At 64.7% G+C, this 20,178-nt stretch carries 21 protein-coding genes; 11 read left to right on the top strand and 10 right to left on the bottom strand.

Annotated elements, in window-relative coordinates; genetic code table 11:
* The first annotated feature begins 16 nt into the window (after window positions 1–16).
* From ACK41V_RS18420 to ACK41V_RS18400, 5 genes are all read left to right on the top strand, one after another.
* On the top strand, window positions 17–508 hold the full coding sequence (locus ACK41V_RS18420; RefSeq protein ID WP_409784408.1) for a hypothetical protein: 492 nt from the start codon (window positions 17–19) through the stop codon (window positions 506–508).
* Window positions 411–1,109, top strand: coding sequence for an ABC transporter substrate-binding protein (locus ACK41V_RS18415; protein ID WP_409784430.1), 699 nt, complete (start codon window positions 411–413; stop codon window positions 1,107–1,109). The genes ACK41V_RS18420 and ACK41V_RS18415 overlap by 98 nt, the downstream gene beginning before the upstream one ends.
* Window positions 1,106–2,458: a sulfatase gene (locus ACK41V_RS18410; protein WP_409784406.1), complete on the top strand. Its 1,353-nt coding sequence runs from the start codon at window positions 1,106–1,108 to the stop codon at window positions 2,456–2,458. The genes ACK41V_RS18415 and ACK41V_RS18410 overlap by 4 nt, the downstream gene beginning before the upstream one ends.
* A gap of 62 nt (window positions 2,459–2,520) precedes the next feature.
* Window positions 2,521–2,736 carry a molybdopterin-binding protein gene (locus tag ACK41V_RS18405; protein WP_409784405.1) on the top strand — a complete coding sequence of 72 codons (216 nt, stop codon included), beginning with the start codon at window positions 2,521–2,523 and terminating at the stop codon, window positions 2,734–2,736.
* A gap of 88 nt (window positions 2,737–2,824) precedes the next feature.
* Entirely contained in the window at window positions 2,825–3,790 is a 966-nt protein-coding gene (locus ACK41V_RS18400; protein WP_409784403.1) for a CysB family HTH-type transcriptional regulator, read from the top strand.
* Between the two features lie 109 nt (window positions 3,791–3,899).
* Here the strand turns inward: ACK41V_RS18400 and ACK41V_RS18395 are convergent, their stop codons facing one another.
* Window positions 3,900–4,871 carry a LysR family transcriptional regulator gene (locus ACK41V_RS18395; RefSeq protein ID WP_409784401.1) on the bottom strand — a complete coding sequence of 324 codons (972 nt, stop codon included), beginning with the start codon at window positions 4,869–4,871 and terminating at the stop codon, window positions 3,900–3,902.
* Window positions 4,872–4,971: 100 nt separating this feature from the next.
* Here ACK41V_RS18395 and wrbA point away from each other — a divergent pair, with 100 nt between their 5' ends.
* Together wrbA and ACK41V_RS18385 are read left to right on the top strand one after the other, a co-directional pair.
* Window positions 4,972–5,598 carry an NAD(P)H:quinone oxidoreductase gene (gene wrbA / locus ACK41V_RS18390; RefSeq protein WP_409784400.1) on the top strand — a complete coding sequence of 209 codons (627 nt, stop codon included), beginning with the start codon at window positions 4,972–4,974 and terminating at the stop codon, window positions 5,596–5,598.
* The gene (locus ACK41V_RS18385; RefSeq protein ID WP_409784399.1) at window positions 5,595–6,779 is read left to right on the top strand and encodes a CynX/NimT family MFS transporter; all 1,185 of its coding nucleotides are present in this window, start codon (window positions 5,595–5,597) and stop codon (window positions 6,777–6,779) included. The genes wrbA and ACK41V_RS18385 overlap by 4 nt, the downstream gene beginning before the upstream one ends.
* A gap of 42 nt (window positions 6,780–6,821) precedes the next feature.
* Here the strand turns inward: ACK41V_RS18385 and ACK41V_RS18380 are convergent, their stop codons facing one another.
* Entirely contained in the window at window positions 6,822–7,640 is an 819-nt protein-coding gene (locus ACK41V_RS18380) for a sigma-70 family RNA polymerase sigma factor (protein WP_409784398.1), read from the bottom strand.
* Window positions 7,641–7,734: 94 nt separating this feature from the next.
* Between ACK41V_RS18380 and ACK41V_RS18375 the strand changes: the two genes are divergently transcribed.
* On the top strand, window positions 7,735–8,331 hold the full coding sequence (locus ACK41V_RS18375) for an ATP-dependent Clp protease proteolytic subunit (RefSeq protein WP_409784397.1): 597 nt from the start codon (window positions 7,735–7,737) through the stop codon (window positions 8,329–8,331).
* A gap of 536 nt (window positions 8,332–8,867) precedes the next feature.
* On the opposite strand, the gene ligD is transcribed toward ACK41V_RS18375, so the two are convergent.
* The 5 genes from ligD to ACK41V_RS18350 form a co-directional block, all read right to left on the bottom strand.
* A complete protein-coding gene (gene ligD / locus ACK41V_RS18370; protein ID WP_409784395.1) occupies window positions 8,868–11,423 on the bottom strand; it encodes a DNA ligase D in 2,556 nt (851 codons plus the stop codon).
* Between the two features lie 15 nt (window positions 11,424–11,438).
* Complete coding sequence (locus ACK41V_RS18365) at window positions 11,439–12,515, bottom strand: Ku protein (RefSeq protein WP_409784394.1); 1,077 nt, start codon at window positions 12,513–12,515, stop codon at window positions 11,439–11,441.
* 24 nt (window positions 12,516–12,539) lie between these two features.
* Window positions 12,540–12,716: a DUF3606 domain-containing protein gene (locus ACK41V_RS18360; protein WP_409784392.1), complete on the bottom strand. Its 177-nt coding sequence runs from the start codon at window positions 12,714–12,716 to the stop codon at window positions 12,540–12,542.
* 115 nt (window positions 12,717–12,831) lie between these two features.
* A complete protein-coding gene (locus tag ACK41V_RS18355; RefSeq protein ID WP_409784428.1) occupies window positions 12,832–14,274 on the bottom strand; it encodes an iron-containing redox enzyme family protein in 1,443 nt (480 codons plus the stop codon).
* Window positions 14,275–14,419: 145 nt separating this feature from the next.
* Window positions 14,420–15,403: a methyltransferase gene (locus ACK41V_RS18350; protein WP_409784391.1), complete on the bottom strand. Its 984-nt coding sequence runs from the start codon at window positions 15,401–15,403 to the stop codon at window positions 14,420–14,422.
* A 291-nt stretch (window positions 15,404–15,694) separates the two neighbouring features.
* Between ACK41V_RS18350 and ACK41V_RS18345 the strand changes: the two genes are divergently transcribed.
* Window positions 15,695–15,913 carry a hypothetical protein gene (locus ACK41V_RS18345; protein ID WP_409784389.1) on the top strand — a complete coding sequence of 73 codons (219 nt, stop codon included), beginning with the start codon at window positions 15,695–15,697 and terminating at the stop codon, window positions 15,911–15,913.
* Window positions 15,914–15,969: 56 nt separating this feature from the next.
* Here the strand turns inward: ACK41V_RS18345 and ACK41V_RS18340 are convergent, their stop codons facing one another.
* The 3 genes from ACK41V_RS18340 to ACK41V_RS18330 form a co-directional block, all read right to left on the bottom strand.
* The gene (locus ACK41V_RS18340) at window positions 15,970–16,161 is read right to left on the bottom strand and encodes a hypothetical protein (protein ID WP_409784387.1); all 192 of its coding nucleotides are present in this window, start codon (window positions 16,159–16,161) and stop codon (window positions 15,970–15,972) included.
* A gap of 378 nt (window positions 16,162–16,539) precedes the next feature.
* A complete protein-coding gene (locus ACK41V_RS18335; RefSeq protein ID WP_409784385.1) occupies window positions 16,540–17,064 on the bottom strand; it encodes a hypothetical protein in 525 nt (174 codons plus the stop codon).
* 83 nt (window positions 17,065–17,147) lie between these two features.
* Window positions 17,148–17,804, bottom strand: a complete 657-nt coding sequence (locus ACK41V_RS18330) for a YkgJ family cysteine cluster protein (RefSeq protein WP_409784384.1) — start codon at window positions 17,802–17,804, stop codon at window positions 17,148–17,150.
* Between the two features lie 61 nt (window positions 17,805–17,865).
* Between ACK41V_RS18330 and selD the strand changes: the two genes are divergently transcribed.
* Window positions 17,866–18,903 carry a selenide, water dikinase SelD gene (gene selD, locus ACK41V_RS18325; RefSeq protein WP_409784382.1) on the top strand — a complete coding sequence of 346 codons (1,038 nt, stop codon included), beginning with the start codon at window positions 17,866–17,868 and terminating at the stop codon, window positions 18,901–18,903.
* Window positions 18,904–18,908: 5 nt separating this feature from the next.
* Window positions 18,909–20,021: a tRNA 2-selenouridine(34) synthase MnmH gene (gene mnmH / locus ACK41V_RS18320; protein ID WP_409784380.1), complete on the top strand. Its 1,113-nt coding sequence runs from the start codon at window positions 18,909–18,911 to the stop codon at window positions 20,019–20,021.
* The last annotated feature ends 157 nt before the right edge of the window (window positions 20,022–20,178 follow it).

Raw genomic sequence — 20,178 nt, 5'->3', positions numbered from 1 at the left:
GACCCCAGAGCTTCCCATGACACCACACACTCCCGGTTTTCACTCCACACGCCGCTCCCTTCTGCTCACCGGCGCGGCCGCGCTGGCCTCCCCCATGGTGCTGCGCGCGCAGGCCCCGGCCAAGGTCATCCGTATCGGCTCGCCCGATCTGGGCACGGCGGGCAAACCATCGCCGGGCGGCAGCGTGTTTGCTGTGCTGCAGGCCAACAAGTGGCTCGAAGAAGAGTTCGCCAAGGACGGCATCAAGATCGAGTGGAACTTCTTTCGTGGCGCAGGCCCGGCAGTGCACGAGGCGCTGTCGGCCAAGCAGCTCGATGTCGTGTCGCTGGGCGACCTGGCCGCCGTCATTGGCCGCGCGCGCGGCCCCCACCCGCTTCATCGCGGCCACCGGCCGGGGCAGCAACAGCTACCTGGCCACGGCGCCGGGCGTGAGCATCAAGACCGTGGCCGACCTCAAAGGCAAGAAGGTCACCGTGCTCAAGGGCACGGCCTACCAGCGCACGTTTGACAACCTGCTGGCCACAGCGGGCCTCACCGAGAAGGACGTGAAGCTCATCAACATGGACTGGCCTACCTCCAAGGCGGCTGTGGTGGCCGGGCAGATCGATGCCACGTTTGGCGGCTCGGACCTGTTCCTGCTCAAGGGGCAGGGCGCCACCATTGCGCTCAGCACCAAGGGGCGCGGGCCGGACTACACCATCAACTCGGGCATTCTGGCCACCGAGGATTTCGCCACCCAGCAGCCTCAGTTGGCCCAGGGCTTGGTGCGCCAGCTGGTGCGCGCGGCGCACTGGGCCTCGCAAGAAGCCAACCGCGATGCGCTCATCAAGCTGTATGCCGACAACAGCGGCAACCCCGAGCTGTCGTTCCGCGAGGAGCTGGCGGGCGACAACTTGAACGCGCGCTACTCGCCGCTGCTCGACGAGGGTTTCATCGCCGGTTACCAGGGCGTGCTGGATGATGGTGTGAAGCTGGGGCTGATCCGCCAGCCCTTTGACGTGAAGGCCTGGTTTCAGCCCACGTTCGTGCAGCAGGCGGTCAAGGACCTCCAACTGGAAAAGCAGTGGCGCGAGACCGATGCCGCCGGCAAGGCCAAGGCGGCTGCATGAGCACCACTATCACCGCTGACACCGCAGGGCAGGCGCCCAACATCGTTTTCATCCTGGCCGACGACCTGGGCTGGGCCGACCTGAGCGTGTACGGCCAGACGGACTTCAGCACCCCGCAGCTGGATGCGCTGGCGGGCGAGGGCGTGCGCTTCACGCAGGCCTATGCCAACTCGGCCGTGTGCTCGGCCACACGCTTTGCGCTCATCACCGGGCGCTACCAGTACCGCCTGCGCGGCGGGCTGGAGGAACCCCTGGTGCGCAAGGCCCACGTGCATGGCCTGCCGCCCGAGCACCCCACGCTGCCGTCGCTGCTGCGTGACGCAGGCTATGACACCGCGCTAATCGGTAAATGGCACCTGGGCAGCCTGCCCACGTTCGGTCCGCTCAAGAGCGGCTACGACCGATTTTTTGGCAACTACGGCGGCGCCATCGACTACTTCACGCACAAGCCTGGCGTGGGCGACGCCGTGGCGCGCGATTTGTACGAAGGCGAAGTGCCGGTGGAGCGTGTGGGCTACTACACGCAGCTGCTGGCCGACGAAGCGTCTAGCTGGGTGCGCAGCCGCGACACGCAAAAGCCCTTCTTCCTGTCGCTGCACTTCACCGCGCCGCACTGGCCCTGGGTCGGGCCAGAGGACGAAGACATCTCGCTGGGCCTCAAAGACCTCTTTCACTACGACGGCGGCAACCTGCAGACCTACGCTCGCATGGTGCGCTCGCTCGACAAGGCGGTGGGCCAGGTGCTGCAGGCGCTCCAGGACCAGGGCATTGCCGACAACACCATCGTCGTATTCACCAGCGACAACGGCGGTGAGCGCTTTTCCAAGACCTGGCCCTTCACCGGTCAGAAGACCGAGCTGCTCGAAGGCGGCATCCGCGTGCCCACCTTGCTGCGCTGGCCTGCACGCATTGCACCGCAGGTGAGCGATCAGGTCACGGCCACCATGGACTGGCTGCCCACGCTGCTGGCTGCGGCTGGCGTGGCGCCCAGCGCGGACTACCCACCCGACGGCGAGAACATCCTGCCCGTGCTGCAGGGCCAGACCCCTGTGCACCCGCGCACCCTGTTCTGGCGCTACAAGGCGCAGCGCCAGTGCGCCGTGCGTGAGGGCCGCTTCAAGTACCTCCGTATCAACGACAACGAGTTTCTGTTCGACGTGAAAGACGACACGCTGGAGCGCGCCAACCTGCGGCACAAGCACCCCGAGGTGTTCGAGCGCCTGCGCACTGCGTGGGAGCAGTGGAACGCGCAGTTCCTGCCCATCACCGATGAAGTCATCACGCATGGCCTGTCGCCCGACATCCAGGCCGACCGCTACGTGCCGGACCTGAGCCAGCGCGGCATGTAGGCCGGCTGCCTTTGGTCACCTCGATCTTTTGTCATTTTTTTTCTACCCAGGAGAACTTCACCATGTCCATCCAGGCCATCAATGTGCGCAACCAGTTCAAAGGCAAAGTGCGCGAGATCATTCGCGGCGTCGTCGTCTCCGAGGTCGACGTTGAGACCCCGTGGGGCGTCGTCACCTCGGTCATCACCACCCGTTCGGTGGACGACCTCGGCCTCATCGTCGGCTCTGACGTAGTGGCGCTGGTCAAGGCCACCGAAGTGTCGATTGCCAAGCTCTGAGCGAATATTTTGTACAAAAAATGGCTGTAGCGCTTATCTATAAAGCGCTGATAGCTACTGAAATAGTAGCAAATTCTGCCAGGGCACCATGAATTTTCAGCAACTGCGCTCCGTGCGCGAAGCCGCGCGGCGTAACTTCAATCTGACCGAGGTGGCGAACATGCTGCACACCTCGCAGCCCGGCGTGAGCCGCCAGATCCGTGAACTGGAGGAGGAACTGGGTGTGGAGATCTTTGTGCGTGCTGGCAAGCGCCTTACGGGTCTTACGCCGCCCGGCGAGGCGCTGCTGCCCACGGTGGAGCGTCTGCTGCTGGAGGCCGATAACCTGCGGCGCGCGGGGCAGGACTTCAGCGACAGCGCCACCGGCCGCCTGTCGGTGGCGGCCACGCACTCGCAGGCGCGCTACGCGCTGCCCCAGGTGGTGCGTGACTTTCGCGCCTTGTTTCCCAAGGTATCGCTGCACCTGCACCAGGGCTCACCGCGCCAGGTGGCCGAGATGCTGATGAGCGGCGAGGCCGACATCGGCGTGGCCACCGAGGCGCTGGCAGGCTACAACGGGCTCGTCACGCTGCCGTGCTACCGCTGGACGCACAGCATCGTCGTGCCACCGGGGCACCCGCTGCTCGACCACCACAGCCCCGTGACCCTGGAGCAGCTGGCCGTCCACCCCATCATCACCTACGAGTTGGGCTACACCGGCCGCGCACACATCGACGCGGCGTTTGCGCGCGAGGGCATCGCCCCCGACATCGTGCTCACCGCCATGGACGCAGACGTGATCAAGACCTATGTGGAGTTGGGCATGGGCGTGGGCATCGTCGCCTCGATCGCGGTGGACGCCGAGCGCGACCGCCACCTGCGCCTCATCGACGCAGGCCACCTGTTCGAGGTCAACCTCACCCGCCTGGGTTTGCGCAAGGGGGCCTGGCTGCGGGGTTACGCGTACCACTTCATCGAGAGTTTTGTGCCTACGCTTACACGAGAGGCCGTGGAAAAGACGGTGCAGCAGGCCAGCCGTGGTGTGCTGGGCGCAGCAGAAATCCCCGGCCCTTGACCGGGTAAGTCCGCGTTTTGGAAGCGTTTGGCAGCAGCGCAGTTTTCCGATCACCGCGCCATGCGTACGTCGAGGATCAACTCCAGTAGCTTGGCGAACTGCCGCTCATTCACCCACCTGTACCTGGCGGCGCCCCGCGAGCGGCGCTGCCGCTGTTGCGGCGCTGGCGTGCTGAGGTCTGGGCTTCCGCCTGCCGGTGCAATGCATTGCGCAGCGCCGTTGCCGCCACGCCCAGGGCGCGGTCGGTTCTGCGGGCCAGATAGGTCTGCACCTGCGCCACGCCTTGCGGGCCGAGGGCGGTGGCGGCCAGGGGCACCAGTTGTTTGTCGGCCAGCTCGCGCTCAACTGCCCACTGCGGCAGGCGGCCCCAGCCGACTCCGGCCACGATGAGCGCGTGTTTGGCGTCTTGTGTGCCTACCCGCAGCGTCTGGGGTGACAGCACCCCGAAGTCTCTTCCCTCTGACAGCGCCGTGGGGTCTTCCAACACGATCTGCAGGTGGTCGGCCAGGTCGATGCCGGTGAGGGACTTGCGGCGCCGGGCCAGGGGGTGGGTGCGTGCGGCCACGGCCAGGATGGGCACGGACTGCAGCGCCTCGGTTTCGATGCGCGGGTCCAGAAAATCTTCGCCCGCCATGATGGCCAGATCGCAGCGTTTGTCGCGCAGGGCCTGCAGCGGGCCGCCCAGCGGTTCAAGGGTCAGGCGCAGGCGCACCGACGGGTGGGTGTCGCGCAAGTCCTTCAGCGCAGCGGCCATCAGGGGCAGGGGGTAGAGCGTGTCGACCACCAGCGACAGCTCAATCTCCACCCCTTCGCCCAGGCCCCTGGCGCGCGCCCGCATGAAATCCACTTTCAGCAGCACGGCATGGGCGTCTTCCAGCAGGGCTTCGCCCGCAGCGGTCAGCGTGGGGCGGTGGCCACTGCGGTCAAACAGGCGCACGTCCAGCTGCGTCTCCAGGTTGGCGATGGCGTGGCTGACCGCCGACTGCGCGCGCAGCAGGCGTGTGGCCCCTGCGCGAAAGCTGCCTGCCTCGGCCACGGTGACAAACATGCGAATTTGATCGAGGGTGAGGGCGTCGAGCATTGATCGATCTGGTAGATCAGGTTGGTCGATATTTTATGGCTTACGCAGATTGGTCCTAGTGCAGATACTGCCTTCATTCCCACCCCATGAGGTTTGCGCCATGACCAAGGTTCTCGTTCTTTACTACTCGTCTTACGGCCACATCGAAACCATGGCCACTGCCGTGGCCGAGGGCGCCCGCAGCCTGGGAGGCGGCGTCGAGGCCACCGTCAAACGCGTGCCAGAGCTGGTGCCCGAGTCTGTGTCGCGCAAGGCGGGCTACCAACTGGCGCACGGCGTGCCCGTGGCCTCGGTCGATGAGTTGCCGGGCTACGACGCCATCGTGCTGGGCACGCCCACGCGCTTTGGCAGCATGGCCGCGCAGATGAAGAACTTTCTCGACCAGGCCGGTGGCCTGTGGGCCCGCGATGCGCTGGTGGGCAAGGTGGGCAGCGTGTTCACCTCGACCGGCAGCCAGCACGGCGGGCAGGAGTCGACCATTCTCTCGACCCACACCGTGCTGCTGCACTTGGGCATGGTGGTGGTGGGTCTGCCCTACACCTTCAAAGGGCAGATGCGCATGGATGAGATCACCGGTGGATCGCCCTACGGCGCGTCGACCTTGGCCGATGACGGGCAAGGCGGTGACCGGCAGCCCAGTAAAAACGAGCTGGACGCAGCCCGGTACCAAGGCCGACACGTCGCACGTTTGGCGCGGGCGATCGGGCTTGCGCAGGGCGTGGCATGAGCCGCGTTGGCTTGCCTTTGGCGCTGCCGCTGACCGACTGGCGTGCCGTGTGGGTGGTGGTGGCCGCTGGTGTGGTGTCGGCCTTGCACCTGGGCAAGGTGGCCATCGCAGGCCCGCAACTGCAGGCTGAGCTGGGCTTGAGCCTGGGCATGCTGGGGGGCTTGGGCGCCACGTTTGCGGTGTTGGGTGCGCTGGGCGGTGTGATGGCGGGCTCGGTGGTTGCACGTGCGGGGGACCGCCGCATGCTGGTTAGCGGGCTGTTGGCCACCGTGCTGGGTGCGGCCATGGCAATGCCCACCGATAGCTTTGTGGTTCTGCTGGCATCGCGTGTGGTGGAAGGGCTGGGGTTCTTGCTCATCACCGTGGCCGGGCCCACGGTGCTGGGCCGCCTGGTGCGCGCGGCAGACCGCAATGGCGCGATGGCCCTGTGGAGTTGTTTCATGCCCGCTGGCATGGCGCTGGCCATGCTTACCGGGCCGTGGTGGGGCGATTGGCGCAACCTGTGGGCCGCAGGCGCGGTGGTGGCTGGCTTGACAGCGGCGGTGGTGGTGTACGCGGTGCCGCGGGCCCCGGCCGGGGCGGATGGCCCCCAGCAGCCGGTGCGCATGGCCGAAGTCTGGCTGCCCGCGCCACTGGCCCTGGCCGCGACCTTTTTGCTTTACAGCCTGATGTTCTTCGCGCTTTTCAGCTTTTTGCCGGTGTTGCTGCAGCAACGCATGCAAGTGGGGGCCGCAGCGGTGGGCTTGCTGGCAGCGTTGGCCAGTGCGGTCAACATGGTGGGCAACCTTGCCGCTGGCGTGTTGCTGAAGAAGATGACGCGCGAGGCCCTTTGCACGGGTGCGGCCATCACCATGGCGCTGTGTGCCGTGGGCATCTTCCTGCCCGTGCTGGGCCCGGAGGCGGCTTTTGTGTTGTGCCTGGTGTTCTCTGCCGTGGGCGGTCTCATTCCGGCCAGCCTGCTGTCGTCGGTGGCACAAATCACCGCGACCCCCGCACAGGCTGCGTTGGCGGTAGGGCTGCTGATGCAGGGCAGCAACCTGGGCCAGGCGCTGGGGCCCGTGCTGGTGGGCAGTGCTGTAGATCGCCACGGCTGGCCCGCCGCAGCGGCCTGGGTGGTCGCCACGGCCCTGTTGATGGCGTGGACGGTGCGGTGGCGCCCTGGCAGCAGGGGCATTCGCTGATGCGGGTTGGCACAGCGGCCGGGCAGACCGTGCGCAGGGCTGCTATGCCAATGCAGTGTGTGCGTCGTACTCGTTGTGCGCGCCCAGCGGCACCACACACAGCGTGACGCCGTCCAGCGTCAGCACCAGGCCCAGCTGGCCGCCCATTTGCACAACCCCACAGTGGGTTGCGGGGTGCGCGGCCCCACGTTGCGCTGATGCGGCTTGGGCGGTTGCCGCGCGGGCACCCTGCAGCGCGCGGATCGGAGGCTGGCGCAGCATGGCCCACAGCGTTTGCGGGTCTCGCAGCTGCAAAGATTGCAGGTACAGGCGCAAGACGGTTTCTGCGCTTTGCTCCCCTTCGGGTTGAGATGGATGCATAGACCCATCACGCGTTTGCCGCAGCCGCAACAGTGCGCGGCGCAACTGCTGGCGGCTTGCCGCTTCGGACTTGCCCGCGGCCTGTGCGATCTCGGCATGGCTGGCCTCGAACACCTCGTGCAACAGCACCGCAGCCCCGTCCTCGGGTGCCAGGCAGGCCGCCAACAGGCGCAGGGCACGGGTGGCTTCTTGCGTCAGCGCCACATCGGATTCGGCCGAGGGCGCGGCAGAGGCGGTATCGCTGGCATGCATGTCTGCCACCCACTGCTGCATCCACTGGCGCCTGCGCAGCCGGTCGATGGCCAGGTTGCGCACCACCGTCAGCAGCCAGGCTTGGGCGGCGTTCAGCTCAAGCTGCTCGGCCTCCAGCGCTCGGACATACGCATCCTGCACGGCATCTTCGGCGTCGGCCGGGCCCAGCAGGCGGGTGGCTGCGCGCACCAGGCGGTGGCGGTCAGCGTCAATCAGGGCCAAGGGGCGCAGGGGGCGGTCATTTTGCATTTTGAAATCTTGCCACAGCCGCTTGTGCGGGCCGATGTCACGAAAACCGCGCCCCGTTCGTCATGGCAGCTCACACACAAGGACTCTCACCACCATGGACACCCCAGACACCACCCCGCCCACCAGCGCCCCCGAGCCGCGCACCTCTTACCTGGAGGAAAAGGCGTTCAAGTCACGTACCTTGTTGATCTTTGGCTCTGTGACGGACGCGATGGCGGCCGACGTCACGCGTCGCCTGATTGCGCTGGACGCCGACAGCGCGGACTCCATTGACATCCTGGTCAGCTCGCCCGGCGGCCATCTCGAATCCGGCGATGCCATCCACGACATCGTGCGTTTCATTGCCGCGCCGGTGAACATGATTGGCACGGGCTGGGTGGGCAGCGCCGCCACCCACCTGTATCTGGCAGCACCCCGCGAGCGGCGCTACTGCCTGCCCAACACGCGGTTCCTGATTCACCAGCCCAGCGGTGGGTCGGGTGGTCCGGCCAGCGACATCGCCATCCAGGCCCGCGAAATCGTCAAGGCCCGCGAGCGCATTGCCCGCACCATCGCGCGCGAGACCGGCAAGTCGCTGGAAGAGGTGCTGCTGGACATCGAACGCGACCGGTGGCTGTCTGCCGAGGAAGCGGTGGAATATGGGTTGGTGTCGCGCATCATTGAACGCAAGACAGAGCTGAAGACGGCCTGAGCCGGACACACCGCTGCGTACATCCACTGATATAGAAATCAAGTCAACTTGCATGATGAGGTACCGGCCTCAGGCAGACCGTTCGCCCTGAGGTTCTGTCGAAGGGCTGTTCGCAAACGCGCCCTGGCTTCGACAAGCTCAGCCTGAACGGTTTGGGGCAAAACGCAGGCATGGTGAAGATCAAGTCAAATTTGCCTGATTGGGTACCAGCCTCAAACAGACCGTTCGCCCTGAGCCCGTCGAAGGGCTGTTCGCAAACGCGCCTTGGCTTCGACAAGCTCAGCCTGAACGGTTTGGGGCAAAACGCAGGCATGGTGAAGATCAAGCCAAATTTGCCTGATTGGGTGCCAGCCTCAGATAGACCGTTCGCCCTGAGCCCGTCGAAGGGCTGTTCGCAAAAAGCGCCCTGGCTTCGAAAAGCTCAGCCCGAACGGTTTGGGGCAAAACGGAGGGATGGAGAAAATCAAGCTAAATTGGCCTCTAGCGCTTGATAGATAAGCGCTAGTAGCTATTAATTTGATACCAATTCGTCTCCGTCAACCCGTCCGCCCCAGCGCCTTGATCGCCGCGGACAAAGACACCGCCGCCTGGTCATACCCCTGCCATGGGCCATTGCCGGTGCGCAGCCTGCGGCCCACTGTCTGCACCGTCCAATGCGCGCCGCTGGTGACCCTGCCCAGCTCGTCCCACGCCACGGGCACCGACACGCCCATGCCCGGGCGCGCGCGGGCGGTCCAGGCGCTGGCGGTGGTGGCGCCCAGGCCGTTGCGCAGGTAGTCCGCAAAAATCTTGCCCACCCGGTTCTTCGGCCCACTTTTGGCCACAAACCGTTGTGGGATGGTGCGGGCCAGATGCTGGACCACCGCGTGGCTGAAATCCTTGACCGTGTCCCAGTCGTGCAGGCGCTTGATGGGCACCACGATGTGCAGCCCTTTGCCGCCGCTGGTTTTCAAAAACGCGGGCAGCTCCAGCTCGGTCAGCATCAGGTGCACCAGGGTGGCCGCCTCCTGCACGTGTTCCCACACCACGCCTTCACCGGGGTCCAGGTCAAAGGTGATGCGGTCGGGCCGCGCGATCTTGTCCTTGCGGGTGTTCCAGGTATGAAACTCCACCGTGTTCATCTGCGCTGCAGACAACAAACCCTCGGGGCTGACGACCTCCAGCAGCGGCGGGTGGGCTGGGTAAAGCGCCTGGGCCAGCTGCCGCACCCCGACCACACGCCCCGCATCCCAGTGCTTCTGAAAGAAAAGCTCGCCTTCGACCCCGTCGGGCGCGCGCACCAGCGACGTTGGCCGCGCCTTGAGGTGCGGCAGCATCAGCGGCGCCACGGTGGCGTAGTAGCGCACGAGATCGAGTTTGGTGAGCCCGGTGGATGCGTCGATGACGCGGTCTGCATTGGACACCCGCACGCTGCCCACTTCAGAGTCTTGGGGGGCGGGCTTTGTTTTTGCCTTGGTCTTCATGGGCTGGGGTGTTTCTTTTCGGATGGCCTTGGGCGGCTTGTCGCTGCGCAGTCCTTTGAACACCGCGTGGCGGACGCGGCCCTCCTGGGTCCACTCGGCAAAGGCGACCTCGGCCATCAACTGGGGCCGCACCCAATGGGCCTTTTTGTCGATGGCTTGTGGATTTGCAAATGGACTTTTGGCCACCTGGAGTTGGTGCAACTGGCCGTGCAGATCCACCAGCAGCTTCTGGCTGAACCCCGTGCCGACGTTGCCCGCATATTGCAAGCCGCCGTCCGGGTCGTGTACGCCCAGCAGCAACGACCCCAGCCCCGTGCGCGAACCTTGGGGGTCGGTGTAGCCACCAATCACAAACTCCTGGCGATGGGTGCATTTGAGCTTGATCCAGTCACCGCTGCGGCGTGACACGTAGGCACCGTCTTTGCGTTTGCCGATCACGCCTTCAAACCCCAGTTGGCAGGCCGATGAAATCAGGTCCGACGGAACCGCCTCAAACGCTGCGCTGAAGCGGATGCGATCTGATGAAGACGATTGCACCAAGGCTTCAAGCCGCTCTCTGCGCTCTACGAGGGGGAGGCCACGCAGGTCGTGCCCGTCGGCATACGGCAGGTCAAACACATAAAAAACCAGTGCGTCCGTGGCTTCGCCGTCAAACGCGTTTTGCAGCGCCTGAAAGTCCGGAATGCCCTGTGCATCGGGCATCAGCACCTCGCCGTCGATCCATCCGGATGTCAAGGGAAAGCTCTCAATGGCTTGTGCCAGCCGGGGCATCTTGGCGGTCCAGTCGTTGCCATTGCGGGTGAACAGGCGCGCCGAGCCGTTCTCCAGCCGCGCCAGTAACCGGTACCCGTCAAATTTCAGCTCCCAGATCCAATCATCAGCCTCTGCAGGCGGGCCATCCACCAGCGTGGCGAGCTGGGGGGCGAGCATGTGGGGCAGGGGGGCGACGGGCGTGTCAGGGGGCGCCGTGGATTTGGTGGCCGACTTGGCACGGCGGGGCGTTGTGGTCGCTTGTTTCTTGGTTGGCGTTATGGCCCGGGCCTGCTTGGGTGGGTACGAGGGCGATGGCGGGGATAGCGGGGGGATGGCAGCCACGCTGTCGGGCATTTCATCCACCACGCTGAACTCGTCTGCAGGCCGCTCCAGCCCGTCGCGCTCCTTGATCAACAGCCAGGGCGGCTGGCGCTCATCCCCGCGACCGTGCATTCGCACCAAGGTCCAGTGCCCTTGCAGCTTGTGCCCGTGCAATCTGAACTTGAGCTTGCCGGTGCGATAGCCTTCCGCTGCGTCCCCCAGTGGCTCCCAAAAACCGCGGTCCCAGATGATCACGCGCCCCGCACCGTACTGTTTGGGCGGGATCTGGCCTTCAAAGTTGTTGTACGAAATCGGGTGGTCTTCCACCTGCACGGACATGCGTTTGTCCGCCGGGTCAAAACTGGGCCCCTTGGGCACGGCCCAGCTTTTCATGGTGCCGTCTATCTCCAGTCGCAGGTCATAGTGCAGGCGGCTGGCCCAGTGCTTCTGGATCACAAACTGCAGCGCTTCAACACCTGGCGCCCCACCGTCTGCCGGTTCGGGCGTGATGGCAAAGTTGCGTTTCTTTTGATAGGGGGCGAGTGTGTCCTTCATGGCCAAAACCGGTGGCTATGCGGCGCGGCGGGTGGGTTTTTTGGCCGCGGGTTTGGGAGCCTTGGCCGGTGCTGCGGTTTTGCTTTTGGCCTTGACCTTGGGTGTGGGCTTTTTCGCGGCAGCGCGTTTGGAGGGCGCTGTTGGCAGGCGCGTCACCGTGGCAGTTTTGCTTTTGGTAGGGGCCTTGTCTGCCGCCCCGGTCGCCGCTTTGCTGGCCGAATTGTTCGATGATTTGTTCGCCGATTTGCCTGCCGCGTTGCTGGGCGTCTTGCCCTCCAGGCTTCGCTTCAGCAGGGACGTGAGGTCCAGCACCTCGGCCCCCGTCGACACGGCCGGGCCGCTCTCCACCTTGGCAACGTCCGCAATGTCCCCGGCGGACGCTTTTTGTTCGACCAATTGGTTGATCTGGTCGGCAAACGAGTTGCGAAAGTTGTCGGCATCCCACGACTGCGTCATGTCTTCAATCAGCTGAACCGCCATGGTCATCTCGGCGTCCTTGATACCCGCCGCCTTGGCGTCCAGCGGTGGCAGGTTCAACTGCTCGAACGACCGGATCTCGCCGCCCCAGCGCAGCAGGTTCAGGATGAGCGCTCTGCCGCACGGGATCAACACCGCCAGGTGCTGCTTGGTCTGAATGACCACCTTGGCCACACCCACTTTGTTGCTCTTGCGCAGGGCTTCTCGCAGCAGCGCATAGACCTTTTCGCCGCGCTTGAGTGGGGCGGTGTAGTAAGGCCGCTCCAGGTACACAAACGGAATCTCGTCCGCGTCCAGAAACGCCTCGATCTCGATGGTTTGGGTGACCTTGGGGAACGCGGTGGCTATCTCCTCAGGCGACAACACCACGTAGCGCCCGTCTTCGTATTCCACGCCCTTCACGATGTCAGTGCTGGCGATTTCTTTGCCAGTGACCTTGTTGATGCGCTTGTAGCCCACCGGCTGCATCGACCGCTTGTCGAGCCAGTCAAAGTCAATGCCGGTGCTGGCGGTGGCCGAATACAACCCGACCGGGATGTGCACCAGCCCGAAACTGATGGCGCCTTTCCACATCGTGCGGGTGGATGTGGGCGCTTGACCTTGATCTTCTGCCATGGCAAAACTCCGTAACGGGCGCAGTTATTGAGAGGCCAAGTATTGGCGCACCTTGTCGGCAGATGGGCCGACGGCCGCCACCGCTTCTCTCAATTCCATTTCAGTGACGCCCAGGCTGTTGGTCCAGTCGCGCACCTCGTAATGTTCGTTCAGGCTGATGAGGTTTCTGTCTTGAACCACTTCGGTTTTGTCGTCGCTCATGGCCAACTCCTTGAAAAGACTCCAACGTAGTGCGGCGCCCGCGTGAGCGATGTAGGACAACCCCAAGCCCTGCGGTAGGGCTGGTATCAAACCGGTCTATCAGGCTCTTGTCGCGTCAAGCCGAAAAAGCGCGCTGGACAAATTCTTTGGTTGCCACCAGCCCGGCAGGGGTCCAGTGCAGTGCGGGCGACATGGCGCGAATCAGCAGCTCGCGCTGCTCGGCAAGGGGCAGGGCGGGCAGTTGCTCCCGCAACAGGGTCAGGTCCGTGTCCAACCATTGGTGCTCGTTGCTCGCCGGGCTGGTGATGCCGTTGGCAAGCCGCAGCCGTTCGGCCGCGCGAAAGCTGACCGGGCGGCGCGGCACCTGGGCGACCGTGTCTGCCCCTTGCGCTGCACCGGTGGCCTCAAACGACGCGCCGTCCACACTCGCTTCGCCCCGAATCCAGTCGTGAATCACCTGCAACTCGTACGGCGAAAACACGCCGAACATCTCTGCCCGCTCACCCTGCAGCAGGTTCCAGAACCGGCTTTCGGTGGCGGGCTGGTTCTTTTTGATCCAGCCCGCCTGCTCCAAGGCCGCCAGAAAGGCCGGTACGTCCTTCGGGTTCGCCAACCAGTCATTCACCTTGCGCCCAGCCACCTTGCAAAAGTCCGAGTGGGCGCCGTGTCCGGCAGGCGCCTTGTGGGCCAAGATGCGCACCACCTCGTTGTCGATGTTGAAGCCCCGAACCACGTCCAGCGAACCCACACCCAGGTTGCCCAGCTTGGCACCCGCGCGCACCCTGCGCCAGTATTCACCCCCGTCGTCCATGCGCGGTGCGGCGTCAATAGCGGCCTGGCACGCGCGGCGGGCGTGGCCCGTGTCGGCGTTGTCTACCGTCACATGCAACGTGAAGTAGTACGGATCAATGCCCAGTTCGTTCAGTTCATACGCAGAAATCAGCAGGTGCAGTGGCAGCTGCTCGTAGGCCAGGTTAAAGCCCACAATCTCTGGCAGAAACTCTTGCGCGTTCCACCCCAGCGCCAGCTGGATCAGGCCTTGCTCATAGTGCGCATCCGGCAGGTCATCCACCGGATCCAGGCCATAGCGCGCCAGCAACCCGCGGTACAGCGTGACATGGTTCTTGTCCGCATCGCCATTGCCCAGCTCTTCCAGATAGGTCACCACCAGGTCTGACAGGCGCGGGTTGTCTGCATAGGCGCACAGGCCATACAACCACGAGCCATCCACCAGCTTGGTCGGCGCGACCTGGCGCAGAAAGTACAGCGCGTGGGCACGGTTGACAAAATACTTGCGCGGAGCGCCGCTCTGGCGCGACTGGAGATAGCTTTGGTACTTGTCATGCACCGCCCGCATGTTGGCTTCCATCCATGCCATCAGGTCGGCGCCACTGCGGGGCAGGTCGTCCACGCCGAACGCGCTGTCGCGCAACGCATCCCGCAAAAAGTCGGCCGCAGCGGCACGTTGCGGGTCGGTGGGGATGCCGTTGACCAGCGGTTCGTACAGCGAGCGCAAGGGGCTGGGGCGCTGCGGGGCGAGTTGCCTGGCAACGCGCATGGGTGAAGGTTGTGTGTGGGTGCGGTGCGGTGGGGCTTTGAGGATGGCAGACATGGGGTGGGTGAAGTGGAGCAATGCCTTAAGGATGGCGACCCCTGCTTCATCGCCCCATCGGGCTGATGCCCATGCCAGCGTGGGCGGTCTCCTACGGCGAGGGCTTGCGCACCACCAGCGACACTGCTGCGATGCGGTCCACGCCCGCATAGGCCGGGCTCTGTAATTCCTCGCCAAACACATCGGGGTCGATCTCTTCGTACGTCCAGTCACCGCCATGGGTGGCCAGGTGGGCGCGCAAGGCGTCACCTAACGGATCCACACCGTTCACGATGGCCGAGCCGGTGTACAGCACCAGCCGCCCGCCCGGCGACAGGCGCGGGAAGCCCTCGCGCAGGATGCGAAGGGAAAGCCCCTCCCCCCATTGCCCGCCGCCGTGGCGGTACAGGCGCTCGGCGCCGTCGTTCAGGTACGGCGGGTTGGCAACGATGAGGTCAAAGTCCCCCTCCAGCCCGTGGAAAAGGTCTGACTGAGTGAAACGAACACCCGCCACCCCTGCGACGGCAACGCTTGCTTGGGCAAACTGCAACGCCGTGGCGCTGATGTCCGACAGCACAAGCTCGGCGGCCGCAGGCCCCGCGCACTTCGCCGCCACCAGCCCGCCTGCACCGGTGCCACACCCCACATCGAGCAGGCGCGATTGCGGTGCCAGCGGCTGGGTGCGCAGCTCGCGCCGAATCAATGCGGCAAACCGGTAGGTATCGGGGCCGAAAAAAACCGATTCACTCTGCACGGTGGGGAAGGCTGAGTGCGGAAGCATCAGGTCGCCCAGTGTGGAGAACCGCACTGCAGAGCGAAAGCGCCCGCCTTCGCAGGTCTCCAGCAGGTCTGCACCCTGCATCACATCCAGCATGTCCGCGGGTAACAGGCGCGGCTCAAACGGCAGACTCCAGCCAAACACATCCCTCAGTCCTGCTGCTGCCGTGGGGCGGTTGTGCAGCACGGCCGCGTGCGTGGCGGGGGTCACCGTGACAAACGCATAACGCTGCGACTGGAGCCACCGGCCAATGTCTGCCAGGGCGCGGGTTGTGGTGGCGGTGTCGCCACCGTTGGAATATGGCGCGGGCTTTAACATCGGGACTCGCAAGGTAGCGTTCAACAGCCGTGAACAACCCGGTCGATGGTGAAGCCCCATGCGCCCCCTGCACCGTAGGACGGTACCGCTTACCTGTGCGGTGGCGGGCGGCCGGAGTCTGGTGGGTCATTCTCTCGACGGGCCAATTCATGTTCAGGAATGCAGGGTAGTGATCGCGACTGGCCAGACGCGACTCCCCTGCACCGGTTGTGGAATTGCGTATTTGTTACCGGGGTCGGGGCACTTTGGTTACCACAATGCACCTTCTGTCACGCGTTGAGGAGTGAAAGCATGCCCTTTGAATACCTGCGAGAGATCGCGCAAGCCGAGCTGCCGCTGACGGTGGACCAGGAAGCCAACATCGACAAACTCCGTGTCCTGCGCGCTGCAGACCTGGTCTCGGTCATGCTGCCCAGCGCCACGTCTGAAACCCAAAAGTTTGCACGGGTCCTGGCGATCACGCCCAAAGGACGCCAGATGCTCTCCGAGGATTTGGAGCGTTTGGGGTAAGGCTTTTGAGGGTTGTCTGTGCCGAGCTTCTCAGCGCGCGGCGTGACACGCCCGATCTATCGCGGCTGATGGGCCACCGCCCCACCTTGTTTGGCCGGCTTCGGCAAGCTGGCCTTGTCTTTCACCCTGTCTCCTGCCCAATCGTGGCGCGGTGACAAGGGGAAGTCCGTGATGGACAGAAACGTCTCCAGCGGCAGCAGCACGGCCCGCTGACGCATGCCGCTTTTTCTTGGCAATTTTCTTTTCATACCGACCGTCCTTCCACGAAGTTGGGGCAACGGATACGGTAAGGCAGCGCAGCAGCGGCCACCGGTAGGGTGTGGCCGCACCGGTTTGTAGTCCTGCCTGCGTCGCCCAAACGGGTGGGCTTACTTCGGATGCCTGGAGCAGAGCCCAATCATCGCCACAGCCTCAGGAGACGGTGAAAGTGCCTATCTGGAACTTTGGCACGTTGAGGACTTGTCGCTGTCGAGCCGCCCCCTCTCCCCAACCCTCTCCCACGAGGAAAGAGGGGGCGTAATGTGCTTTCTGAGGTTTATAAAAAAATTTGAGCCAAATTGGCCTCTAGCGCTTGATGGATAAGCGCTACCAGCTATCAATTTGATACCTTTCGATGCCCGGCAACATCACCGCGGCAGGCAGCCGATAAACCCCTTCGGCCCCATCGCAGACACATCTGCCAGCGTCAGCGCCACGGTGGTGTCGTTGTGCCCCGGAATCTTGGTCAGCAGTTGTCCGTTCTGCCAGCGCCATGTTTTGCCATCAAAGCTGTAGACAAAGGTGTGCGTGCGGTTGGACAGCAGGTGTGCAGGCGTCAGGGTGACAGCCTCGGCGGCGGCCTGGGTGGTGGCGGTGGCCTGGGCTTCGTTGTCCTTCACCACGATCTTGCCGACATAGGGCGTCACCGGCGATTCGGTGCGGCTCAGCTCGGGCTTCAGCAGGGCGGGGCTGTAGCCGGTTTTGGTCCATTCGCCGCTGCCGCCGGGGCGCACGTGGGGTGCTCTGTCGGCCAGAAACTGCGTGCACGACGTCACCAGTGCATCAAACCCTGCCTGCGCGGGGCCGCTGGTTTCAGGCTTGCTGCAGCCCAGCAGGGGCATGAGCGACACAACCAGCGTGGCGGCAATCAGGGGGCGCAGGGGGAAGGGCATGTTCATCAGGTACTAGCGTGGGCTGGGCTGGGGCATTGTGTGCCGAGGGGTGGGGCGCCGGGCTTGACGGAGATCAAGCCGCATCAATTCTGAGAAGCGGCATCCAACGCGGTTGTGTTCCCTTGGTACCAGCGTTCTTGCGCGGCAGCGTCCGTCAGCGCAACCAGCACAGCCGCATTCAGCTCGTGCGCGCTGGCGGGCAACTGCACATCGCGATAGGCCAGTGCGGTGCCCGCCATCAGCGCCTCGGCATCGAGCAACAGGCGCAGGTTTTGCGGAATCTCGGGCGCTTGCGTGGCGCAGTGCTGTACCGACAGCGAATGCGCCTTGCGGCAGGCGGCGGGGCGCACGCTGTAGATGGCGCAGCGGTCGTCTACCAAAAAGCTGCAGGGCTGGCGCGCGGCACTGTTTTTGGCATGGGTGATGTGTTGGCGCAGGCGGGCGGTCACGTCATCCAGGTTGTCCGCTGGCTGAGTGGCGAGGTGCTGCGCAATGCGAAACACCTCGGGTTCCGTCGCCTCCACCCGCACGTGGCAACAGTGGGCGCAGCCCGCCTTGCAGTCGGGCACCGGGCCCGCGGCTGCGGCTTGGGCGGCCACGGTGTCCAGGCTGCGGTGCAGTTGCGCGGTGAAGGCGATGGCTTCGGTGGCACCGGGTGCGCGCTGCAATGCGCGGGTGGCAAGCCCCCGCACCCGGGCAATGGATTCTTCAAAAGCAGATTGTTCGTCGGCAGACAGCATGAGACGCCTTATACCGCCTTGCTATATTGACCGGCTTTGCCACCCACCGAGATTCGCCCCCATGACCGAGCCCATTCGCCTTACCCAATACAGCCACGGCGCCGGTTGTGGCTGCAAGATCAGCCCGAAGGTGCTGGACGTGATTCTGGCGGGCAGCGGCTCGCAAACGCTGGACCCGCGCCTGTGGGTGGGCAACACGTCGCGCGACGACGCTGCGGTGTACGCGTTGGATAGCGAACGCGGCGTGGTGTCCACCACCGACTTTTTCATGCCCATCGTCGATGACCCGTATGACTTTGGCCGCATTGCCGCCACCAATGCCATCAGCGACATCTACGCCATGGGCGCCGACCCGTTGATGGCCATTGCGATATTGGGCTGGCCCGTCAACGTGCTGCCGCCCGAGGTGGCCCGCGACGTGGTGCGCGGTGGGCGGGCCGCGTGTGATGCAGCCGGCATCCCGCTGGCAGGCGGGCACTCCATCGACGCGCCCGAGCCCATCTTTGGACTGGCTGTGACCGGCGTGGTGGACAAGCGGCACCTCAAGCGCAACGACACAGCCACCGCGGGCTGTCGCCTGTACCTCACCAAGCCGCTGGGCATCGGCATCCTCACCACCGCCGAGAAAAAGTCCAAACTTCGACCCGAAGACGTGGGCCTGGCGCGCGACTGGATGTGCACGTTGAACACCCCCGGCAGCCGCTTTGGCAAGCTGCCCGGCGTGGCCGCCATGACCGACGTGACCGGCTTTGGCCTGCTGGGCCACCTGGTGGAGATGGCCGACGGCAGCGGGCTGACCGCGCAGATCGACTACGCCGCGGTGCCGCGCCTGGCGGGCGTGTCGCACTACCTGGCCGAAGGCTGTGCGCCCGGCGGCACGCTGCGCAACTTTGACAGCTACGGCGACAAAATCGCCCCGCTGGCGCACGAAGAACACAAGCTGCTGCTCTGCGACCCGCAAACCAGCGGCGGCCTGCTGGTGGCGGTAACGCCCGAGGGCGATGCGGAGTTTCTGGCGGTCGCTGCCGAGCTGGGGCTGGCGTTGCAGCCCGTTGGGCAGATGACAGCGCGACAGCACTTCGCTGTGGAAGTGCGCTGACAACGATGCGTGACAACTTCACCGACTTCGCGCACATCTTTCTGAACGATGTGCCCCTGATGGACGTGCGCGCGCCGGTGGAGTTTGCGCAGGGCGCGTTCCCTAACACTGTCAACCTGCCGTTGATGAACGACAGCGAGCGCCAGCAGGTGGGCACCTGCTACAAGCAGCAAGGCCAGCAGGCCGCCATCGCGCTGGGCCACCAGCTGGTGTCCGGGCGCACTAAACAAGACCGCATCGAGGCCTGGGCTGCGTTTGCCCAGGCGCATGCGCAGCACGGGGTGCTGTACTGCTTTCGCGGCGGGCTGCGGTCGCAGATTGTTCAGCAGTGGCTGCAAACCGAGGCGGGCATTGCCTACCCGCGCGTCATCGGTGGCTACAAGGCCATGCGCACTTTTTTGCTCAACACCACCGAGGCTGCCGCTGCCGAGTGCGGGTTCTATGTGTTGAGCGGCCTCACGGGAACCGGCAAGACAGAAGTGCTGGCCCAGCTGGCCCATGGGCTGGACCTGGAAGGCCATGCCAACCACCGCGGCTCCAGCTTTGGCAGCCGCGTCACCGGCCAGCCCGCGCAGATCGATTTTGAGAACCGACTGGCCATCGACATCTTGAAAAAACGCGCCGCAGGGCACCGCACCCTGGTGGTGGAAGACGAAGGGCGACACGTGGGCAAATGCTCGGTACCGCTGCCGCTGCGCCAGCGGCTGGAGCAGGTGCCTATCGTCTGCCTGACGGACGATTTTGAACGCCGGGTTGAACGCATCTTGCAGGACTATGTGGTGCTGCAATGTGCTGCGTTTGTGGCAGTGCACGGGCCCGTGGTGGGTGCTGACATGTTTGCTGCCCGCTTGCTGGAGAGCCTTGACAAATTGGCTAAGCGGCTGGGCGGCAGCTTGCACCAGAGTTTGCGCGACGTGATGCAACGCGCGCTGGCGCTGCAGAAAGACACGGGCGCTGTGGACCTGCACTGTGACTGGATCAGCGTGTTGATGCGGCAGTATTACGACCCGATGTATGCGTTTCAGCGCAGCTGCCGGGCCGAGCGCATTGTGTTTGAGGGGGACGAGGCTGCGGTGCTGGGCTACCTTCGCGAGCGGTCTGCGGGCGTTTCGCGTTGAGCTTATCGAAGTCTGTGCGTTACACCCACCGCTTGGCTGAGCCTGCTCGAAGCGTTGGCGCCACGCGCAACCGTTCGGGCTGAGCTTGTTGAAGCCGGGGTTCGCGGACTGCGTGGGCCGCATGCCTGTCCGCAGGGCGGGAGCCGGGGTGTGCGCC

It is taken from the genome of Acidovorax sp. (genome assembly GCF_046291265.1).
GTDB lineage: Bacteria > Pseudomonadota > Gammaproteobacteria > Burkholderiales > Burkholderiaceae_C > Acidovorax.
This window is presented reverse-complemented; position numbering and strand designations above follow the sequence as displayed.